This window comes from Microbispora sp. ZYX-F-249 (genome assembly GCF_039649665.1).
GTDB lineage: Bacteria > Actinomycetota > Actinomycetes > Streptosporangiales > Streptosporangiaceae > Microbispora > Microbispora maris.
In genome coordinates this window covers 145223-165829 of the sequence record NZ_JBDJAW010000005.1, presented here as the reverse complement: position 1 = coordinate 165829, position 20607 = coordinate 145223, and the positions used below count along the sequence as shown (strand labels likewise).

The 20607-nt window shown below is 71.8% G+C and carries 18 protein-coding genes; 5 read left to right on the top strand and 13 right to left on the bottom strand.

The genetic code is table 11. The features are described 5' to 3' along the window. The first annotated feature begins 161 nt into the window (after window positions 1–161). Window positions 162–641 carry a hypothetical protein gene (locus AAH991_RS09035; protein ID WP_346225301.1) on the top strand — a complete coding sequence of 160 codons (480 nt, stop codon included), beginning with the start codon at window positions 162–164 and terminating at the stop codon, window positions 639–641. Between the two features lie 3 nt (window positions 642–644). Here the strand turns inward: AAH991_RS09035 and AAH991_RS09030 are convergent, their stop codons facing one another. Both AAH991_RS09030 and AAH991_RS09025 read right to left on the bottom strand, forming a co-directional pair. Next, window positions 645–2558 (bottom strand): hypothetical protein, encoded by a 1914-nt coding sequence (locus AAH991_RS09030; RefSeq protein WP_346225300.1) that lies wholly within the window; start codon window positions 2556–2558, stop codon window positions 645–647. Window positions 2559–2630: 72 nt separating this feature from the next. Continuing rightward, window positions 2631–2939, bottom strand: coding sequence for a hypothetical protein (locus AAH991_RS09025; protein WP_346225299.1), 309 nt, complete (start codon window positions 2937–2939; stop codon window positions 2631–2633). A 363-nt stretch (window positions 2940–3302) separates the two neighbouring features. On the opposite strand from AAH991_RS09025, the gene AAH991_RS09020 reads away from it, so the two are divergent. Both AAH991_RS09020 and AAH991_RS09015 read left to right on the top strand, forming a co-directional pair. Further along, on the top strand, window positions 3303–3671 hold the full coding sequence (locus tag AAH991_RS09020) for a group I truncated hemoglobin (RefSeq protein WP_346225298.1): 369 nt from the start codon (window positions 3303–3305) through the stop codon (window positions 3669–3671). Between the two features lie 69 nt (window positions 3672–3740). Further along, window positions 3741–5084 carry a glycoside hydrolase family 36 protein gene (locus AAH991_RS09015; protein ID WP_346225297.1) on the top strand — a complete coding sequence of 448 codons (1344 nt, stop codon included), beginning with the start codon at window positions 3741–3743 and terminating at the stop codon, window positions 5082–5084. A 21-nt stretch (window positions 5085–5105) separates the two neighbouring features. On the opposite strand, the gene AAH991_RS09010 is transcribed toward AAH991_RS09015, so the two are convergent. Further along, complete coding sequence (locus AAH991_RS09010) at window positions 5106–6215, bottom strand: helix-turn-helix domain-containing protein (RefSeq protein WP_346225296.1); 1110 nt, start codon at window positions 6213–6215, stop codon at window positions 5106–5108. A gap of 55 nt (window positions 6216–6270) precedes the next feature. Continuing rightward, window positions 6271–7056 carry a hypothetical protein gene (locus AAH991_RS09005; RefSeq protein ID WP_346225295.1) on the bottom strand — a complete coding sequence of 262 codons (786 nt, stop codon included), beginning with the start codon at window positions 7054–7056 and terminating at the stop codon, window positions 6271–6273. A 475-nt stretch (window positions 7057–7531) separates the two neighbouring features. Here AAH991_RS09005 and AAH991_RS09000 point away from each other — a divergent pair, with 475 nt between their 5' ends. Next, on the top strand, window positions 7532–8344 hold the full coding sequence (locus tag AAH991_RS09000; protein WP_346225294.1) for an AfsR/SARP family transcriptional regulator: 813 nt from the start codon (window positions 7532–7534) through the stop codon (window positions 8342–8344). A 58-nt stretch (window positions 8345–8402) separates the two neighbouring features. Here the strand turns inward: AAH991_RS09000 and AAH991_RS08995 are convergent, their stop codons facing one another. From AAH991_RS08995 to AAH991_RS08975, 5 genes are read right to left on the bottom strand one after another with little or no spacing between them, the layout of a single operon-like run. After that, a complete protein-coding gene (locus tag AAH991_RS08995; protein ID WP_346225293.1) occupies window positions 8403–10313 on the bottom strand; it encodes an ABC transporter ATP-binding protein in 1911 nt (636 codons plus the stop codon). 59 nt (window positions 10314–10372) lie between these two features. Next, entirely contained in the window at window positions 10373–10918 is a 546-nt protein-coding gene (locus AAH991_RS08990) for a TlpA family protein disulfide reductase (protein ID WP_346225292.1), read from the bottom strand. Between the two features lie 18 nt (window positions 10919–10936). Beyond that, entirely contained in the window at window positions 10937–11461 is a 525-nt protein-coding gene (locus AAH991_RS08985; RefSeq protein ID WP_346225291.1) for a MauE/DoxX family redox-associated membrane protein, read from the bottom strand. 14 nt (window positions 11462–11475) lie between these two features. Beyond that, window positions 11476–11907 (bottom strand): S26 family signal peptidase, encoded by a 432-nt coding sequence (locus AAH991_RS08980; RefSeq protein ID WP_346225290.1) that lies wholly within the window; start codon window positions 11905–11907, stop codon window positions 11476–11478. Between the two features lie 16 nt (window positions 11908–11923). Beyond that, complete coding sequence (locus AAH991_RS08975) at window positions 11924–12097, bottom strand: hypothetical protein (RefSeq protein ID WP_346225289.1); 174 nt, start codon at window positions 12095–12097, stop codon at window positions 11924–11926. Between the two features lie 145 nt (window positions 12098–12242). On the opposite strand from AAH991_RS08975, the gene AAH991_RS08970 reads away from it, so the two are divergent. Next, complete coding sequence (locus AAH991_RS08970; RefSeq protein WP_346225288.1) at window positions 12243–13160, top strand: DUF72 domain-containing protein; 918 nt, start codon at window positions 12243–12245, stop codon at window positions 13158–13160. Window positions 13161–13179: 19 nt separating this feature from the next. Here the strand turns inward: AAH991_RS08970 and AAH991_RS08965 are convergent, their stop codons facing one another. From AAH991_RS08965 to AAH991_RS08950, 4 genes are all read right to left on the bottom strand, one after another. Next, window positions 13180–14208 (bottom strand): radical SAM protein, encoded by a 1029-nt coding sequence (locus AAH991_RS08965; RefSeq protein WP_346225287.1) that lies wholly within the window; start codon window positions 14206–14208, stop codon window positions 13180–13182. 21 nt (window positions 14209–14229) lie between these two features. Next, window positions 14230–16008 carry an ABC transporter ATP-binding protein gene (locus AAH991_RS08960; RefSeq protein ID WP_346225286.1) on the bottom strand — a complete coding sequence of 593 codons (1779 nt, stop codon included), beginning with the start codon at window positions 16006–16008 and terminating at the stop codon, window positions 14230–14232. Window positions 16009–16283: 275 nt separating this feature from the next. Further along, a complete protein-coding gene (gene lanKC / locus AAH991_RS08955; RefSeq protein WP_346225285.1) occupies window positions 16284–18854 on the bottom strand; it encodes a class III lanthionine synthetase LanKC in 2571 nt (856 codons plus the stop codon). Window positions 18855–18924: 70 nt separating this feature from the next. Next, the gene (locus tag AAH991_RS08950) at window positions 18925–20547 is read right to left on the bottom strand and encodes a cytochrome P450 (protein WP_346225284.1); all 1623 of its coding nucleotides are present in this window, start codon (window positions 20545–20547) and stop codon (window positions 18925–18927) included. Window positions 20548–20607: the final 60 nt, after the last annotated feature.

Genomic DNA, 20607 nt, shown 5'->3' with positions numbered 1-20607 from the left:
GTCCCACAAGACCGACCACCGAGACCGAGCCGTTGGTATCGCTCTGCGCTCCCAAGGCCTCCTCGAGGCTCTGCCCGCTGAATTATTCGACGGGATGACGAGGGGTGGGGATTTGGGTCAAGATTGCGTTGTCTGCCTGTCTACTCGCTGGAGGTAGAGGCGTGCGCGTTGCACGGATCGCGGTGGCGTTTCTCCTGCTCGGCGGAATGGTTTCCGGGTGTGGTTCAGGTCCGACCCTGCAGGCGGCCACCACAGAGCTCCAGAAAGACTCGCACCGCCTGCAGAGCGACAGCCTTTTGAAGAAGCCATACAGCAACCTGCGGATCGTGCAGCGCCCTGACCAGGATCTTCCCTGTGATAAGGGAAAGTTTCAGCGGGTGCTACGGGCAACCGCTGACTACGAACGTGAAAGCTCTGATGTGGATAGTCACCTTGACCAGGCTGAGCGGGTGATGGAGAGCACTCTCTCCTCATTCCTTCACTACACAGTGACCTACGACTTGTCGCAGTTGGACTGGAAGGACGCGCGATTGATCGCAGGTAGGAAGGATATCCCCGGGATCACTGTCAATGTGATCGTGGTGCCGGAGTCGCCAACCTGGCGGCTGGTCGCGAAGACCGACTGCCTGCCAAGGTCATAGGCATCAATCCCATGTGCGGATGAGTTCCTTGGCCAACTCGCTTGTCTGCGCGCGCGAAGACCTCTCAACCTGTTTGTCGAGGGCTTCGTTGCTGTCCATCCATCGTTCGTATGGGGTCAGCTTCGCGCGGAGGACGGTCTCCCGGTTCTTTCCGGTGCGAGTCGCCTCTTGCTTGGCTTCGAGCATCAGTTCGTCGAATGTTTTGAGACGGCGAGTCTCCGCGCTGATCAGCTCTTTCGGTGGTTTGCTCGCCGGGTAACCCGCCTCATGTAACAGGTACGCCATGTCGTACTTCTGGCGAAGAGTGAAATTTGCCCGCGCTTCGGTCAGTGCCTGAACGCGGGTCTCGAAACTGGCTGCCCAATTGTCGAGCAATTTGCTCGCGACATAGGTTTTCGTCAGCGTCCAGCCTGCCTCGATGACGGCGCCCGCGATTGGAAGCTGATCGATGCCCAGGCCCATGGTGTTCTTGGTGAGGTCCCTGAGCAGACTGTCCGTGGCGTCCTTCTCGCCTCGAACCTCAAGCGCCGCCTTGAACTCGATGCCGCCGAGGTCTCCGAACATCTGGGAGGCGTTTTCGAGATGATCACTTTTCTCGTCGGCTTCGAACCGAGCCGCGTTCGTCAGGATGTCGTAACGGAATCGCGCGGCGGTCTTGTCGAAGTTGTCGGTGAGTCGCTCTTCGCCGGCGAACGTCTGGAGGAAGCGGTAGGTGTCGCCGGGGCTCAGGTAGAAGGCAGGAGTGACGCCGGGGATCGGGATCCACTCGTCGGGCCGGGTCATGCCGGAGGTCCGGTAGGCGGCTTTGTCGAAGCGGGCGCCGGAGGCGAGTTCGTGGATGTACGACGTGGCGATCGAGGCCATGGAGTCCCGAGCGGAGTTCGGGAGGTCCCTGCCGAAGGAACCGGTCGCCAGGATCGCGTCCAGGGCGAACGCCGCGGCCTCCGCCGAGTGCTTGCCCGGCTTCTCCGTCGTGGCCTCGCTGCCCGACTCCATCACCCGGCCGAAGGCGTCGGCGACCTGGTCACCTGTCCCACGAGTCTTGGCGTAGCCCAGGAACTGCTTCATCTTCTCGACCTGGGTGAGCGTGACCCCGTCGCCGCCCATCTGGGCGAAGGCGGCCCGCGCGGCCTTGCCGTCCCCTGCGAGCACCTCCAGCGCGAGGGCGATGGTGTCGGGGGAGTAGCCGTACGTCCGGGACAGGCTCGGGCTGCCGCCCCGCCACTCCTGCCGCGGATTCTTCGTGAAATCGTCCAGCGCAAGCGCGCGGGCGGCGGCCACGCGGACATCGGCCGGGGCCTTCGCCCCGGCCAGCAGCGCCAGCCGGTTCCACGCCACACCCCGGTCGGCCGGTCTGCTCAGCAGTTCGGCCTTCACCTTCTCCATGGCCGGGATGCGGCCGGGTGCGCGCAGCGCGGCGCCCAGGGCGGCGCCGAAGGCGGCCAGATCCTCCTTGGCGGTGGGGCTGCCCGTCGAGGCGAGCAGGTCGGGCAACGCCTCGCGCACCTCTTTCGGAAGGGTGGCGAAGAACGCCGCGGCGGCGGCGGGGTCCTTGGCCAGTGCGGCGATCTCCTTGATGTGCTGGTGAGAGAGCTCGCCCTTGGTCTCGGCACTGATGCCGGGGTTGGTGAGGATGCCGGTGCCGTACATCAGGCCCAGGTCTCGGCCGGCCGCGAGGCTGTCCAGCGCGTCGGGCAGGTGGGCGAAGGTGTGGTCGCCGGTCCCGTTCAGCGCTTTGATCAGCTCGGCCCGCTCCGACAGCGTGGGGGCCTGGCTTCTGCCCCAGTCGGCGATGGCGGCGATCTGCGCGAGTGGCGTGGTGCTCACTCCGTTGGCCCGGAAGAGCCCCTCGAAGTCGGTGGCGAAGGTGGTGAGCCGGTCGGACGCCTGGCGCAGGTCGGCCGCCATGGCGTTCATCGCCGCCGGGTCGATGCCGCAGAAGTCGCCGCTGGGGGATGTCATCGCGTCCTTCCTCGCGTGGCGCCCGGCTCAGGGGCGTCCGGTCAGCCGGCGACGGATGAGCTCGGCCTGGGAGCGGGACACCATCGCCGGGTGCCGGTGCATCTCCTCCTCGATGGCGTGGGTCATCTGCCGTACGAGCCGCGCCAGGCGGTGGTGCCGATCGGCGACCTCGGTAGCCCATTTCGCGGCGGTCGGCCCCGTCCAGACCGTGCCGGACTGCATCGACGCGTGGACGCGCTGATATGCGTGCCCGACCTCCTGAGATCGGTTGTGTACCTCTTTGAGAAGTTCCACCAGCTGTGCGTGGCGAGGGTTGGGCACCATCTCTTCCGCCACGCCGCCCCCTGCTGCCCCGCCGCTCGCCCCCGAGTTGCATTTGATGTCAAAGGTAGACATCGCTCTCAAGCGTCGGCAACCCCGAAATGGCGCGGTATATCGAGACTGAATTCGCTGACGCTTTTCTTGTCGTGATGGTGAAAAAGGTCCTTCCCGGTGGGAACCGTATCCCCGCCTGCCTCCCGTGGCCAGTGGGATCTGGCAACTACTTGGGGCGACAACCGGCACCCGCGTGTGGCCTTTTCGGTCGTGTCGACCGGGTGAGCGCCCCGCTACGCACGTATTTCCGTCCCGTCATCGGTGCGTAACGATCCGTGGCGATCGTCGTGGGCACGAGGTCACATCGGCGCGGGAGGAAAGCGTATGGGGTCCATTTTCGATCGGATCGGCGGTTCGGACGCGGTCGCGGCCGTGGTCGAGGTGTTCTACGCGCGGGTCGTCGCCGACCCGATGCTGCGCGGCTACTTCGCGGACACGGACATGGCCAAGCTCAAGGCGCACCAGCGCAGCTTCGTCGCCGCGGCGCTCGGCGGCCCGCAGGAGTATCGGGGCAAGTCGATGGGCGAGGCGCACGCCGGGCTCGGCATCACCGCCGAGGAGTTCGGCCAGGTGGTCCTCCATCTGGCCGGGGCGCTCGAGTCGTGCGGCGTCGACGCCGAGACGATCGGATCCATCGCCGGCGCCCTCGCGCCGCTGAGAGAGCAGATCGTGGAGGGCGCCGTCGCCGCCTGACCGGGAGGGGCCGTCCACGCGGTGAGACAGATCTTGACCCTTAACCGGTTCATGGCTGGACTGGTCGTGATGAGAGTCGCGACCGAGGACATTACCGCACTGGACGTGGACCCGGCGAGGGCCCGCGTGTACGCCGAGGGCTGGCAGTCCTGGAGCCTGACGGCCCCCCTCCCGCTGGCCGAGGTGCCCTATCGGGTGACGCTGCCGAACTCGCTCGTCATCGACTGCCACTACTGCTCGGCCCCCGACGAGGGCGTGTTCCGGGGCGAGGGGCTGCTGGCGGTCGACCCCGGAGACGGCGGGCCGGTCCACGTGTTCGGGGCCGAGACCGCCGCCGCCCGCGTCCCGGTCGTCGAGGCGCGGCCGTACGGCCGGCGGGTCGTGATCGCCGCGGACGCCCCGGTGCGCCACACGACGGCCGGTGGCGGCCTGGAGGCGGCACTGGCCCGGTGGGGCGACGCGTTCGCCGGGGAGGCCGGCGGTGTGCGCCCGCGCCCGTCGCCCACGGTCTGGTGCTCCTGGTACCAGTACTTCTCCGGCGTCACGCAGCGGGACGTCGAAGAGAACCTCGCGGCCATGGACGATCTGGCACTCCCCGTGGACGTGGTGCAGATCGACGACGGCTACCAGGCGGCGCCGGGCGACTGGCTGGTCTCGTCGGGCCGTTTCGAGGACCTGCCCGGTCTGCTGCGCCGCATCCGCGACCACGGACGGCGGGCCGGCATCTGGATCGCCCCCATGGTCGTGGCGCGCGCGAGCCGGTTGTTCTCGGCCCATCCCGAATGGCTGGTCACCGATCCGGAGAGCGGAGAACCCGTGGTCGCGGGAGACGTCCTCGGCGACTCCTGCGCCGCGCTCGACCTCACCCACCCCGGCGCGGCCGAATACCTGGCCGACGTGCTGCGCACCCTGCGCGGCTGGGGCGTCGACTACGTCAAAATCGACTTCGTCTACGCCGGGGCGCTGGAGGGCCGCCGCCACGAGGACGTGACGGGCGTGGAGGCCTACCGGCGCGGCCTGCGGCTCATCCGGGAGGCGATCGGGCCGGAGGCGTACCTGCTGGGCTGCGGCGCCCCGATCCTGCCCTCGGTCGGCATGGTCGACGCCATGCGGGTCGGCCCCGACATCGCCGCCTACTGGCAGAGCCCGACCGGGCATCCGACCGAGCCCAGCCAGGCCAACGCGACCAGGAACACCGTCGCCCGCGCCTGGCAGCACGGCAGGTTCTGGATCAACGACCCCGACTGCCTGATGCTCCGCTCGGAGGTCGAGCGCCGGGAGGACTGGGCCCGCACGGTGGAGCGCTACGGCGGCCTGCGCGCCTCCGGCGACCGCCTGTACGGCCTCGACGCGTGGGGCCTGGAGACCACCCGGCGCCTGCTCACCCCCGGCGACCCCGCCCCACTCGTCTGACCGCCTCTTCGAGCCCGGTCGTCAGGGGACGAGTCTCAGCTCCGGGCGGTGGGCGGGCAGGCCGATCAGCTCACGCACCCTCGGGATCGGCCAGGCGAGCTCCCGGGCGAGTGCGGGCGCGGTGAGCCCGGTCTCGGCCGCCGCCATCTCGAACGCCCGGCTGAGCAGGACGGGCTGCTCGCCGGGGTAGCCCGACACCGGCTCGGTGGCGAAGCCCGGCTGGTCGCGCAGCGCGGCGAGCCGCTGATAGGCGCGCCCGGCCGCGGAGTCGGACAGCAGTCCCACCTCGCGGCACCGGTACAGCAGCGAGTCGACCGACACGCCCCAGACGCGGCGGAGCTCGGCGAGCCGCCGCAGGTCGGCCCGTGCGGGCAGGCTCGGCAGGATGCTGTCGCGCGGGGTGAGGAACTCCGCGGCGAACGAGTCCGCCTCGCGCTCCTGCTGGCTGTCCCCGGCCGCGGCGTCCCCGTGCAACACCAGGTGTCCCAGCTCGTGCGCGGCGGTGAAACGGTGCCGGTAGACGTCGTCGAACCGGTTGGGCGTCAGCACGACGATGGGCCGGGGCAGGCTGGAGGTGGAGAACGCGTCCACCGTCACCGCGTCCTCGTCGGCCTCGGGGAAGACGACGACGATTCCCCGCGACTCCATGTGCCGCACCACGTGACTGATCGGCCCGGCGCCGAGCCCCCAGTGCGCGCGCAGCGCGCGCGCCGCTCCCGCGGGGTCGCGCGGCAGAGCGCTGCCCGAATCGACCTCGCCCCCGGCGAATCCCGGCAGGTCGACGTGCGGGAGCCGCACCCGCTTCTCCAGCGCGTACGTCAGCTCCCAGACCTGCTCGACGAAGGCCACCGCCTTGGCCCGCTGATAGGCCCGGGTGGAGCGCAGGCTGCGGAAGTGCGCCATCGAGCCGTCCAGCTTGCCGTGCGGACGGCCGGGCAGGAAGAAGGCCGCCGGGACCGCGAGCACCTCGGCGAGGAGCGGGACCAGGTCGGGACGCGGCCGGGTGACCCCGGCCTCGTACTGGCCGACCGCCGCGGGCGACACCCCGATGCGCTCGGCCACCTCCTTCTTGGTGAGCGCGGCCAGCCGCCGCGCCTGCGTGAGCCGCGTGCCGTCGAAGGCGTCCGCCACGGCCTGCGGGCTCGGTTCGGGCGGGACTCCTCCGTCTCCGGCCGGGCGGAGCCGCCTACCGTCCTTCATAAGCCGCGGCGTCCGGTGCGTACGGTGCCTCACCGGTCGCGGGCAGGGCCGTCGCGCGCTCGTGGCGTGGCCGGGGGTTCAGCTCCGGAGCCGGCATCGCGCCCCCGGCGAACGGGGACTCCTGTCCGGCCGGGGCGACCAAAGGCAGCCCGGCGGGCAGGGCTCCGGCGAGCGGGATCTCCTCGCAGTGGTGCCAGTGCAGGCTGCCGGTGCGGTCCAGCAGCTCGGCCTCGCCCCACCACACGTCGAGGAGACCGGCCCGCGCGTTGCAGGCGTACGCGATGAGGACCAGGCGGGTGTCCTCGGGCAGCCGGGTGAGCGCACGGGCGGCCGGAGTCGCGGGCTCCGGCAGGGCGGCCTCGACGCCGCCGAGCGCGAGCTGCTCGGCCCACGGCTGCGGGCCGAACCTGCTGAACAGCGCCTGGACCAGCCCGGACGGCCTGCCGTCGCCGATCCGGGCGTTGACCACGCTCACCGAGCGGTCCTTGGCGTAGCGGAAGGGGAACAGCAGGTTGCCGCCGAGCACGACGAGCTCGTGCTGCGAGCCGGGCGGCTTGATGATCTCCACATCGGCCATGTCGGCGAACGTGCGGGCGAGCGCCTCGAACTTGCGCGACATCAGCGTGAAGCCGAACGGATGGAGGTGGTCGGTCCGTGCCGTCTTCTGGGCGTCCTGCGCGTTCTCCAGCGCGAGCGCCAGCGCCTCGGCCACTCCGTGGCGGATCTGCTCGGCACGCGGGCCGAACGTCTCCAGGGCCCAGGTCGACAGCATCGCCACCTCCGGTGTGCATGCTTTGAGGTGCCACCGGAACACCGGGGCACTTTATTTTCCGACATCATAGACCCGCCGCCGCTTCACGGGTCACTCCTGCCGCATCGGTCCCGGCCCCTCGGGGTGACGTGATCTCCGGCCTCGTCCCCGCCCCCGGCGCGGAACCGGCGGCCGGGATCGAGTCGCCGGCTGCGCGTGAAGCCGCAAGGTGAAGCTTTCATTTGGTGTACCCCGGCAACTAATCGCGGCCGTGGCGCACGGACCGTGTGCGGGCCGTGACACCCATGCGTCGCCGCACGTCAGCGTCTCGCGTCAACGCAGGCCGCAGGCGTCGCCAGGGCCAAACGGCTGACCGTTTCCGGGCGTCCGTCATCTCCTGTAAACGAATACAGAACATCGTTGACACGTGATCGACAGGCGCATACCTTCCCTGGGAGCGCTCCCACCACCCGGGAGCGAAGTCGGGGAGGGGTGGATGCGCCTCAGGTTCGGCATTCTCGGTCCGGTTCAGGTGTGGCAGGGCGGAGAACCCGTCCACCTCGGTGCGGCCAAGCAGCGTCTACTGCTCACCTGCCTGCTGCTCGAACCGAACAGACCCGTCTCCATCGAGCGGCTCTTCGCCGCGCTGTGGGAGGACCGGCCGCCGAAGTCGGCGCTCGCCAACGTGCGCAGCTACGTCAACCTGCTGCGCAGGCGGCTGGACGACCACCGTCTGCGAGCCCGGCCGCCGGGCTACTCGCTCACGGTCTGCGACGAAGAGCTCGACGTGCTGGAGTTCCGTGAGTCGCTGCGCCAGGGACGGGAGGCGATGGCGAGAAGCGACCACGCGGAAGGGCTGCGTCACTTCAGCGCGGCGCTCGGGCTGTGGCGGGGTGGCGCGGCCGAGGACGTTCCCCGCACGATGGGAGTCGCGGCCCAGCTCGACGCGCTTGAGGAACAGCGATTCCTGGCGGTCGAGGAGGCGGCGCGGGCGAGACTGGCTCTCGGGCGGTACGCCGAGGTCATCGGCGGGCTACGGGAGACCCTGGCGCTGCGTCCCACACGTGAGCGGCTCTGGGGCCACCTCATGGTCGCCCTCTACCGGACGGGGGACGTGGCGGGGGCGCTGACCGTCTACGGCGAGGCGCGGGAGGCGCTGAATCTGCACCTCGGTATAGAACCGGGGCCTGAGCTCACCGAGCTGCACCATCTCATGCTCAACCGTGACCCTCGGCTGGCCGGGCCCGCCGTCGGGTGGCGGTCCAGGAGGACGGCCTGCCCCCGACCCCGGCGCCCGAGCCGCCGCTGACCGCCGCCCCCGGTGCCCGAGCCGCCGCGACCGGCGCGACCGGATCTCACGATCCCGATCATCCGCCCGCAGCAGGGGATTCCACGGTCTGCTCCTGGTAACCCTGTGCCTGCAGCAGGAACAGCCGGTGGTAGAGGCCGCCGAGCCGCATGAGCTCCTCGTGCGTGCCGCTCTCGGCCACCCGTCCCTCGTCGAGCACGACGAGCAGGTCCGCCTCCCGGATCGCGCCGAGCCGGTGTGAGATCAGCAGGCTCGTGCGCCCGGCGCGGTGCGCCCGGAGCCTCGTGTGGATCTCGTGCTCCGCCTCGGCGTCCAGGCCCGAGCTCGGTTCGTCCAGGATGAGCAGGTCCTGCCGGTCGCGCAGCAGCGCACGGGCGAGCGCCAGCCGCTGCCATTGGCCGCCTGACGGCACGACCCCGCTCTCGGCGTCCGCCCCTTCGCCGGGTGGGCCGAAGAACATGCGCGTGAGCATCGTCCGGTAGCCAAGCGGCAGCGCGGCGACGGTCTCGTGCACGCCGGCGCGGCGCGCGGCCGCCTCGATGCGGCCGTCGTCGAGGTCCATCCGGCCGTCGCGCAGGTCGCCGACCGCGATGTTCTCCGCCGCCGTCAGGTCGTACTCCATGTAGTCCTGGAACACCGCGCCCACACGCCGCCGCAACTCGGCGGGGTCGAGGTCGCGCAGGTCCACGCCGTCCCACAGGATCGAGCCCCGCACCGGGTCGTAGAACCGGCACAGCAGCTTGACGATCGTGCTCTTGCCCGCGCCGTTGCGGCCCACCAGTCCGACCGCCGTGCCCGCGGGGATGGTGAAACGAACCCCGCGCAGCGTCCACGGATGGCCGGGGGAGTAGCGGAACCAGACATCGCGGAACTCGATGCCCTGCCGCAGGTTCCCCGGCGCGATCGCCCGCTCGCGTACGGGGAGGTCCGGCCCGGCCCGGACCACGGCCAGGTAATGGCCGAACGTCAGCACCTGCTGGTGGGCCGTCGTCACCTCGCCGACCAGCGCCGCGACGGCGGCCTGGACGCCCACGATCGAGGCGGTGAGCAGCGCGACGTCGCCCGCGGTGATGCGTCCGCCGGCGGCGGCGAACAGCGCCCAGATCAGGCCGCCGCCGGCGATCGCCGCCGACAGCAGGCCCAGCCCGCCCTCGGCGGTGAGCTCGCGGCGGTCCTGCCCCCGCCGCTCGGCGTCGGCGACGGCGCGTTCCTCGATCATCCGTTCGCGGAAGTATCGTCCCGCGCCGAACAGGCGCATCTCCTTGGCGGCCCGCACGCTGGTCAGCAGCTGACGGTAGAACAGCTCCCGCCGCTCGACCGGTCCGATCCGCCACAACATGGTGGCCCGCTGCCGCGACAGCCGCAGCTCGGCGAGGAACGCGGGCACCGCGGCGGCCAGGACCGCCACCGCCAGCACGGCGTTGATCACCAGCAGCGAGCCGAGGAAGCCCAGCACGGTGACCAGCCCTCGGGCGGTCGCGAGAGTGCCCCCCACCACCGCGTTCGGCGCCACGCCGCCCGACTGGTAGGCCAGGCTGAGGCGGTCGTGGAACACCGGGTCCTCGAAGCGGCCCAGGCCGGCGAACCGCTCCACGGCCGCGAACAGCCGGTCCTGGGCGAGCCGTCCGGTGCGACGGGCCAGCTCCTGACGCAGATATCCGGAGGTGTGCGGCAGCACGGTCGACGCCAGGCCGGTGGCGGCCAGCCCGGCCCCGACCGTCCAGAAGGCACTGCCGTGCGCCCGGCTGACGAGCAGGTCGAGAGCGGACTTGGTCAGCCAGGCCGTGGCGACCGGCAGAGCCGCCTCCACCAGCACCAGCAGCCCGTACGCGAGGGTGTGCCAGGGGCCCGCCCGCCAGGCCAGGGCGAGCGCCGCGGCCAGGGCGGCGGGGGTGGCCCTGGGGGGCACGGGCGGCGCGGGCGGCTCGGGGGAGCTCGCGGGGCCGTTCTGCGGTGGCGTGTCCGACATCGGCGCTGCTCCGTGACTGGACGGGATGGGGACTCGACGGGACCGGCGGGGGCGCGTGCTCAGGCGGGTGCGGTGGTGAGGACCTGCTCCAGGCGCAGGCCGCTGGACATCACCCTGCCGCCGGGACCGACGAGGCCGAACGAGGGGAGGGCCCGGACGTGGAGCGCGGAGCTGACCGGACCGCCCAGCTTCTCGACCACCACACGGGCGACCGGTTCGAGTGCCTCGCGCTGCTCGCCCAGCTCGCCGTTCTCGTCCAGGATGACGGCGAGCACCTGCTCAGGACCGCCGGGGAAGCGCGCGGCCAGGGCGAGGAAGTCCGGCAGCGCCTCGTGGCAGGCCGTGCAGCCGGGGGAGAAGAAGCCGACCAGCGTGGGCTGCTCCAACCGGTCGCGTGAGACGACGCTGCCGTCGGTGGAGACGGTCTCGAACGGCTCCGCCACCTCTCCCTCGGGAAGGATGGCCCGCCGGTTCTGCTCCTGTGCGCTTCTGTCGGCAAGGGCTTCGCCGTGCTCGCGCAGCCGCCGGATCACGCCGACGATCAGGACGAGGTTCACCAGGCAGAGCACACCCACGAGGACGACGAGCGTGACGAGGTACGGCATCGGGCGGCCTTTCCGATCTCAGGCGACAGGGCTGAACAGGTCGATGAAGTCGTCGGCGAGGGACACGAGGAGGGCGCCCGCCGCGCCGGCCGCGACGGCCGTCAGGATGCCCGCGGTGTCGGCCGGCCCGGCCGCCGCGGACGCCGATCCCGCGAGACCGAGCCCCGCGACGACCAGGAGGAGGAGGTTGCGCACCACGTGGCCGCCCCCGAGACGACGGCGGGAGCGGCCGAAGCAGGCGCACGGCGTCCGTTCGTCGCGCCGCAACGCGGCCAGGATCGCGAGCGTGAACGCGGTGAGAAGGACGGCGGCCAGCAGGAACCCGGCCGTGGTCGTCGCGGGCACGGCGACCAGCGCCGCGATGGCGATCTCCGTGACGACCACCGCGACCGCGGCCCAGCGGGTGGGGAGGAACCGCGGGGCGAGTCTGCCGGTGGCCGCCACGAAGTCCCGGTAGGCGCCGGCGCCGCGCAGCTTGCCCCCGGCCGAGGCCAGGAACAGCAGCGCCAGCAGGCTGCGGCAGCCCACAGTGAGGTAGTCCACCGTTGCTCCTTCGGTCAGTGCATCCGCCGCAGCACGACCCCGAGGAGAAGGTCCGCCGGGAGGAATCCGAACTGGCGTGAGTCGTAGCTGGCCGCCGGGTTGTCTCCCAGCACGACCAGCCGGTCGGCGGCGACCCGCGGCTGCGCGACCGCGGGAAGGACCGATTCGGGCACCGGGTCTCCGGGAAGCGCCGCCACCCGCTTGACCATCCAGCGCTCCTCGACCGGCAGGAGTTCCTCGCCGGCGTAGCGGCCGGGCCGGGTGAAGACGACGACGTCTCCGACCTTGAGCCGGGACGGTCCGGACCGGCGGACGAGGAGCCGGTCGCTCGCGTGGAAGGCCGGCTCCATGCTGACGCCGGACACCACGACGACGGCGAGACTACGCCGCAGCCACAGCAGAGCCAGGCCGGCGACGACGACGAGTGCGGCCGTCCACGCGAGCATCGTCACTCCGTCCGGGCTAGCAGTTCAGGATCCAGTTGCCGCAGGACTCACCGGTGCCGCAGGACGCTCCGTAGGTGCAGCACTTGCGGAAGAGACAGGCGGTGCCCTCATACCAGCAGGGGCACGCGGCCTGCGCCGAGTGCTTCGGCGCCAGCCGGGAAATCAGCCGGTCGGCCATCTTGGTGAACATGTCGAACCGCCTCTCAATGGAGAACCGTTCAGGGTCACCGAAACTGTAAAAAGGGTCGAAATAATACCGATACCGGCCGAATACGTTCTCCGTACATCGACTCCGCGTGTCCACCGGCGTACGGCGGGCGCGCCTATCGTGAGATATGGGGACGATCCTGGTCGGCACCGCGTCGTGGACGGACAAGACGCTGCTGGAGTCGGGGTGGTATCCGCCCGAGGTCACGACGCCCGAGCAACGCCTGCGCCACTACGCGAGCGTGTTCCCGGTGGTGGAGGTCGACTCGACCTACTACGCGCCGCCCGCCGAGGCCACCGCACGGCTGTGGGCCGAGCGCACGCCTGCGGACTTCACGTTCGACGTCAAGGCGTTCTCGCTGCTCACGCGGCACCCGACCCGGCCGGCCGCGCTGCCGAAGGACCTGCGGCCGGGCGGCGCGGGCAAGAACCTGTACGCCCGCGATCTCGACCCGAAGGTCGTGGACCAGGTCTGGGAGCGGTTCGTCGGCGCCCTGCTGCCGCTGCGGGAGGCGGGCAAGCTCGGGGCGGTGCTCTTCCAGTTCCCCCGGTGGTTCCCGATCGGGAGGGCCAACAAGCAGTACATCCTGGAGTGCAAGCGGCGCTGTGAGCCGTTGCGGATCTCGGTGGAGTTCCGCAACCACACGTGGATGACCGAGGAGAACCAGGCGGAGACCCTCGACTTCCTCCGCTCGTACGCCCTTCCGTACGTCTGCGTGGACATGCCGCAGGGCTACCCGGACTCGATCCCGCCGGTCGTCGCGGCCACGTCCGACCTGGAGGTCGTCCGGTTCCACGGCCACAGCGACAAGTGGACCAGCCACGACATCCACGAGCGCTTCGGCTACCGCTACTCGCTGGAGGAGCTGAAGCGGTGGGCGCCCAGGCTGCGCGAGCTCGGCGGCCGGGCGGCCACGACCCACGTGCTGATGAACAACTGCTACCGCGACCACGCCCAGACCAACGCCCGCCAGCTCGCCGCCGTCCTGGCGGGCCTGCCGGACTGCGACGTACGACCCCGGCCCGGCGGCGGGCCGGAGGACTGAACGCGCCCCGCCGGAGACGTCAGGCCGTGGGCGCGAAGTGCGGCCGGCGGTCGATGCGGGCGCGGTCGGCGTCGGAGCCGAAGCGGTAGTCGATCTTCCGGGTCGCCTCCGCCCACTGCTCCATCGTGTGCACGGACCTCAACGTCTCGACCACGAAGGGGTCGCGCCAGCGCTCCAGCGCGCGTTCCCACAGCCGTTCCGGCGGGTCCGTCAGCAGGTTGCCGACCGTGCCCTCGTACGCCGGCATGGCCCGGACCGCTCCGTCGGGCTCGACCTGCAGCACGGGGAGGAACGGCCGGTCGGGGTGCATCTGCAGCGCGAGGTTGTCGGTCGCGCTCACCTGGACGGACGGCGGCGCCAGCGCGCGCAGGCGGCGGGTGAACTCGCGGCTGCCGAGCAGGGCGACCTGGGCGTCGGACAGCAGCTCGTGCTCCACGACCCCCGTGCGGCTGGCGAGCCCCTCCGGGATGACCGCGCCGAACGACACGTACTCCAGCTCGGGGAACCTCGGCGCGATGTCGGTGCAGAACTGGTCGATCTGGTCGAAGTTGCTGCGCACGACGACGCAGTCGATCCCGAAGGACAGCGGTCCGTCTCCGGCCAGACGCCGCTCCCGCGCGGCGGCGTCGAGCAAGGCGAGGGCGTCCATCGCCCGGTCGAACGAGCCGCGGCGGCCGCGGACGCGGTCGTGCACCTCCGCCGTGGCGCCGTCGAGGCTCACGCTCACCCTGGCGGCGGTCCGCGCGAGGTCCCCGACCATCTGCGGGCGCAGCGTCCAGCCTCCGGTGAAGAGGGAGACCCGCACGCCCGCGGCCGTCATGCGGCCGGCGACGTCGAGCACGCCCGGCACCAGGAGGGGCTCGCCGCCGGCCAGGCAGACGCCGTACGGCCGCATCGCGATGACGGCGTCCGCCGCCCGCAGCATCTCGTCCCGCTCCAGCTGCCGCGAGGGACGGCGGCCGGACTCGGAGTAGCAGTGGAAGCACCGCAGCGGGCAGGCGTACGTGATGTCCCAGATGATCTCAAGCGGGCGGTCGGGCGTTTCCATGGATGCTCCAAAGAGGATGGTTCACGCGGTCACGGCGGAGGCGGCGAGGAACTGGGTGGCGGCCAGCTCGGCGTAGAGGGGGTCGGCCCCGACCAGCTCCTCGTGCGTGCCGACGGCCCGCACCACGCCCGCGTCCATCACGACGATCCGGTCGGCCAGCGTGACCGTGGACAGCCGGTGCGCCACGACCAGGACCGTCGTCGTACGCGCGATCTCGGCGATCGTGTCGCGCAGCGCCGCCTCGTTGACGGCGTCGAGCTGGGAGGTGGCCTCGTCCAGCAGCAGCAGGCGGGGGCGGCGCAGAAGCGCGCGGGCGATGGCCACGCGCTGGCGCTCACCGCCGGACAGGCGGGTGCCGCGATGGCCGACCAGGGTGTCCAGGCCCTCGGGCAGCCGCGCCACCAGAGCGTCGAGGCGGGCGACGCGCAGGACGCGCTCGATCTCCTCGCCAGTGGCCTCGGGCGCGCCGAGCAGGAGGTTGTCGCGCAGGGAGCCCGACAGGACGGGAGCGTCCTGCTCGACGTAGCCGATGGCGGCCCGCAGGCGCGGGATGTCCCAGGTGGCGATGTCGCCGCCGTCGATGAGGATGCTCCCCGAGGCCGGCTCGTAGAACCGCTCGATGAGGGAGAACACCGTGGTCTTGCCCGCGCCGGAGGGCCCGACGAAGGCGGTCATGCCCCGGGCGGGCACGCGGAAGCTGATCCCGTGATGGACCGGCGGCAGCTCCGGCCCGTAGCGGAAGTGCACGTCGCGGAACTCCAGCTCCGCGGGGGCCGCGCCGGACGCCGGGAGCGTCGCGGCCGGCGCGACCGGCTCCGCGGGCAGCCGCTCCGCCTCGGTGATGCGGGCGACCGCGGCGGCGCCGACCTGGTACTGCCCGGCCGCGCCGATGAGCTGCTGAAGCGGCGGCACCAGGAAGAAGACGTACATCAGGAACGCGATCAGCGTGCCCACGTCGATCGCCCCGGAGGCCACCCGGCTTCCGCCCACGGAGAGGACGACGAAGAAGGCCACCTGGAGGGCCAGCTCCGCGGTGTGCCCGGCGATCGCCAGCCACTTGCCGGCACGTACGGAGGCCCGCCACGACTCCTCCGCGGAGCGGTGGACGGCGGCCTCCTCCCGGTGCTCGGCGCCGGAGGCCTTGATCGTGCGCAGTGCTCCGAGCGCGCGTTCGAGGGCGGCGCCCATCGCCCCGACGGACTTCTGCGCGTCCTTGCTCATCCTGCCGACGCGCGGCATGACCACCCGGATGAGCGTCCCGGCGAGCACCAGCACGCCGAGCGTGACCACGAGGAGCACGGGGTCGAGCAGGCCCATAAGCGTGGCGGTCGCCAGGACCGTGAGGCTCCCGGTGACGATGCCGATCACCGAATCGGTGGTGACCTGGCGCAGCAGGATCGTGTCGGAGGTGACCCGGGACATCAGGTCGCCGGGTTCGGCGCGGTCGAGGGCCGGCACCCGCAGCCGCAGCAGATGAGAGACCAGGCGCCGGCGGGCGGTGAGCACGATCGACTCGCCGGTGCGGCGCAGCACCCACTCGCCCAGCGGGCCGACGCCCGCGGTCACGACGACGAGCAGGCCCATCAGCAGCAGGACGCCGGTCAGCGGCCGGTCGGCGCCGAGGTCGTCGATCAGCCGCCTGGCGACGAGCGGGAGCGTCAGCCCGACCGCTCCGGTCGTGAGGTTCAGCAGCCCGCCGAGGGCGAGCCAGCGCCAGGACGGGCGCATGTAGCGCAGCAGCACCCGCCACGTGGCCGGAGCCGCCGCCGGCGCGGCGGACTGGTCGCGCTGCGTGTCCACGGATTCCTCGCAAAGACTGTGGGAGAGGGAGAGCGTAGAGTCCGGCCCCGGCCGGGCCGCGCCGGGCGCGACCGGCCGGGGCCGGGTGTCTCACCGTCCGCGAGCGTTCACCGGGTGGTCACCGGCGGCGACCACCCCGGCGCCCGCTCGATCGGCCTCGGTCAGACGCAGATGTAGCAGGCGGTGCCGTTGTACGAGGTCACGATGCTGGAGCACGGGTGCGCCTTGGCCTCGTTCGGGTTGAGGGTCTGGAGCTGCAGAACCTGAGCCATTTCCTATTTCCTTTCTGTCGTCTCGAACGCGGGGGTCCGCAGATCGAGAACCGGCATTACCGACGCGCTCTGGTCGAACGCGACGCTGAGGGCGGCCAGCACACCGGCGGAACCCGTTTCCAGGTCCATGGAGAGCCGCATGAGCTGGTTGCCGGGGAAGGCCAGGTGGCCTTCGTAGGACAGGGCGTGCCAGGAGAGCCGGCGTACGTGCTCGTCGACGAGCGGCCGGTCCTCCGGCAGGCCCATGAGGCGGAGGGTCGCGATGGTGCCCGCCCGGCCCTCGAGCAGGGCCGGGTGGCGGGTGAACGGCGCGCGCAGGGCGCGGCGGACGCCGCCGACCACGTCGGCGAAGCCCGGCTCCTCACGCCGGCCGAGATACTGGGACAGCACCAGGGCCAGCCCGCCGCTGCCGGTGCCGAGGTAGAGCAGGTATCGGTTGCTGTCCAGGAGACAGAAGCCGCCGTCCGGCAGCGTCTGGCCGCGGCCGATCTCGCGCCGCAGCGCCGTACGGGCCAGGTCGAGATAGCCGGACTCCCCGGTGACGTCGTGCATCCGCAGGAAGTAGGACGCGACCCCGGTCAGGCCGTGCTGCAGGCCGACCCTGCCGTCCGGGCGGAACACGCGCGACCCGTCGTCGCCGAGCTCGCGGGCGAGCCGGTCGGCGATGCGCACGGCCTCCGCGCGCAGGTCCTCGTCGCCGGTGATCGCGAAGAAGTGCAGGAGGTTGAGGCCGGCTCCGGCCAGGCCGCCGTGGAGGCCGGGGACCTCCAGGCCGTCGTGCAGTTTGCGGGCCCGGTCGAGCACGTCGAGCGCGTCGTCGCGGCGGCCGAGCGACTCGAGCGTCGCGGCCACGCCGTGCAGGCCGTTCAGCAGGCCGGGACGCGGATCGGGCGCCCGGCGCACGGCCGTGACGAGCCAGTCCACGTACTCCTCCGGCACCGGGACACCGGCCTGCCGCAGGGCCCACAGCACTCCGGCGGCGCCGTTGGCCACGGTGAACCCGCCGGTCGCGAACTGCTGCGGGTCTCCGGGGAAGAGCCGGTCCTTCCGATCGGGCGTCGCGCCGGCCGTGATGCCCGCCGCGATGGAGTCGCGGATGGCCGGCCAGTCCGGCTCGGCGAACATCCGCGCCGCGGCGTCCTCGCCGAGGGGTCCCCGCACCGCCTCGAAGTTGCGGACCATACGCGCACCGAACCCCGGCGGCAGGGGGAAGTGACCGGTGATGACGTCGGTGAGGCTGGCCAGCTTGACCGGGTCGCGGTCCTGCAGCGGGCTGATCGGCAGGAACATCCACTGCCGCAGGCAGTTCAGCACGTAGTTGTCGGCCGCGCGGCCGCTCAGCTCCTTGGGCGCGGCGAACCCCGCCGCCGCGAGGCCGGGCGGCCGCGTGTCCGTCAGGTCGGACGCGATCTCGAAGTCGATGAGCGCGACGCGCCCGTCGGGCCGGACGATGATGTTCTCGGGGTGCAGGTCGGCGATCCGCACGCCTCTGGCGTGGATCGACATCAGGGCGTGGTCGACCTTGGCCAGGATGTCGATCGCCCAGCGGGTGTAGGCGGCCAGCGTCTCGGGGGCCGGGTCGGGGGTGGCGAGCGGGTAGCGCTCGAACACCTCGTCGAGCAGGGTCTTGCCCTCGATGTACTCCTCGACCAGGAAGTGGTGCTCCCAGATCACCTTGTGGCCGAGCAGCCGGGGCACGCAGTCGAGCCCGCTCAGCCGCTCCAGGATGTCGCGCTCGTGCGCCAGCCGGGCGACCGCGTCCACGCCCCCGGCGTCCAGGCCCGCGTGGGGCCGGGCCTCCAGCAGCACCACGTACCCGCCGGACGCCGCGTCACGGGCGAGGTAGACGCCGCCGCCGTTGGAGAAGTGCAGCGCCCGCTCGATCTGGTACGGCAGCTCCTCCCCGTCGCCCGCCGTGTGCTTCTCGTACGACCCGCGCAGCACCTCGGGGAGGGTGACCCACTCCGGCACGGTGAACGCGGGAGTGCGCTGGTCGGGCACCAGCCTGCCGTCCGGCGTGCGGATCGCGTATCCGAGGCTGCCGTCCGATTTGGTGTACGTCATCGGCTGGAACGCGCCGTATCTGACGTAGACCGGCGAGTCCTCGTAGCGCAGGTCGCTGAGGATGTACGGCCCGGTGTATCCCCTGAGCAGCTCGGCCAGCGCGGGCAGCACCTCGGCGAACTGCTCCTCGTCCACCGGATACAGGGTGACCAGCTTGCCGCTGCTGCCCCGGTCGGCGTACTTGTTGTTCATCAGCCGCACCGCCATCCTGCTGCGCAGGAACTTGACGGCGATGCCGCGTTCCAGGCAGAAGCCGGCCACGAGGTCGCAGACGGCGGCGGCGTCGGCGTCGGTCGCCGAGACGTGGATCTTCCATCCCTGTTCCGGAAGCGCGAGGTCCGGCGGGAGCAGCACGACCCACAGCTCGCTCTCGCCGCGGCGCCATCCGGCGGGCAGCGGCCGGGAGCCCGCCGGGAAGCGGTTGTCGTCGTCGGGGATGCGCCAGACCGGCTCGAAGAACAGCGGGTCGGCCTGACAGTAGGCCACTAACTGCGGAATCGTCTCTTTCATCGGGTCGGCTCCTGGCTGCTGAAGGCGTGCGTGGGGGACTTTTCTGGTGAGACGGGCACCGGCCTCGCGATCAGGCGGCGGGCTCCCCGCGACGATCCGGGCGCAGGACGACCGGCAGGCCGAGGAGGTAACGCACGCTGCTCTGCCGGTAGTGCAGGCTCCGCGAGTCGCGGGCGAGCTCGACGTCGGGGAAGCGCCGCGCGAGCGTGCCGAAGGCGACCCGCAGCTGGGCCCTGGCCAGGTCCGCACCGAGACAGTGGTGGTGACCGTGGCCGAACGCGAGGTGCGGGTTGTCCCGCCGTCCCACGTCCAGCAGATCGGGGTCGGGGAAGAACGACGGGTCGCGGTTGGCGGCCACGAGCGACGCGCCGAGCAGATCGCCCTTGGGGATCGGGGTGTCTCCCACCTCCATCGGGGCCGTCACCTGCCGGGCGATGGTGACGGGGAAGGGCGTGACGAGCCGCAGCAGCTCCTCGACCGCCGTGGCGACCAGCGCGGGCTCGGCCACGAGCCGGGCCCACTGCTCCGGGCGCTTCAGCAGGGCGGCCAGGCCGCTCGCCAGCACCGTCGTCGGGGCGCGGTGGCCGTTCACCATGAGGAACCGGGCCGCCGACACGAGGTCGTCCTCCGCCAGGTCGTCTCCCTCGGCCGCGACGACCCAGCCGAGCAGGTCGTCCGACGGGCTCTCGCGCCGCGCCGCGATCAGGTCCCGCAGGAGCTCGTCGATGTCGGGGTGCGCCTTCGGCGGCGGAGTGACCAGCCGCTCCAGGATCCACTCGCGGATGTGGCCCCGCCGGTCCTCCGGCACGCCGAGCAGCTCGCACAGCACGAGGACCGGCAGCGGGTAGGCGAACGCGTGGAGGAAGTCCACCACCTCCCCGGCGGGGATCGCGTCGAGCAGGGCGTCGGCCGCGCGCCGGATCCGCGGGCGCAGCGCCTCGACACGCTCGGGGGTGAGGTGCCGCTCGAGGAGCCGGCGCAGCCGGGCGTGCTCCCCGCCGTCGATCGTGATGAGGTCCAGGTCGCCCTTGTGGGCGAGGGCCGGATCGTCCGACTGGAGCCGGAACCCCGCGGTGATCTCCACCTCTCCGGCGAGGCGCGGGTCGGTGAGCGTCCGGGTGGACGCCGCGTGACCGGTCAGGATCCAGGTCGTCGCGCCGCCCTCCGCGGTGAGCCGGTGGACCGGCCCGATCTCACGGAACCGCCCGAGCAGTTCGGCGTCGTTGAGCAGCGCCGGTGTGAGCGGCCGGAGCGTGGCGGGCAGGTGCGGGGGAGCCTCCGCCTCCGCGTCCGCCGCGTCCAGCGTGGTCAGGAAGGGGACGACCGCCGAGACCACGGACTCCCGCCCGGAGGCGGGCAGCGTCAGCGTCGGGCAGGACAGCTCCCCGGCGAGGTCGTGCTCCGCCGTGCCCACGACGACCACGGCGGTGACCCGCTCCGGGTGGCGGTCGGCGATCTCCAGCGCCGCCAGGCCCGCCTCGCCGAATCCGAGGATCGCGGTGCGGTCCGGGCTGCCGGGCGCGGCCATCAGGTCCGCGAGCCGGTCCACCAGGCCGGCAAGGTCCCCCGCGATCAGGTCGGCCCTGCCCGTGTGCCAGCCCAGGCCGGCGAGTTCGCTCTCCAGGCGGCCCGTCGCGCCCTCGGCGTTGAGGATCAGCAGGGTCCGGCCCCCGCCGCCGACGATCGTTGTCATGTGGTGCCCCCGTTCCATTCCCCGTGGAACCGCTGCAACGGGATCCATTTCTCCCGACCG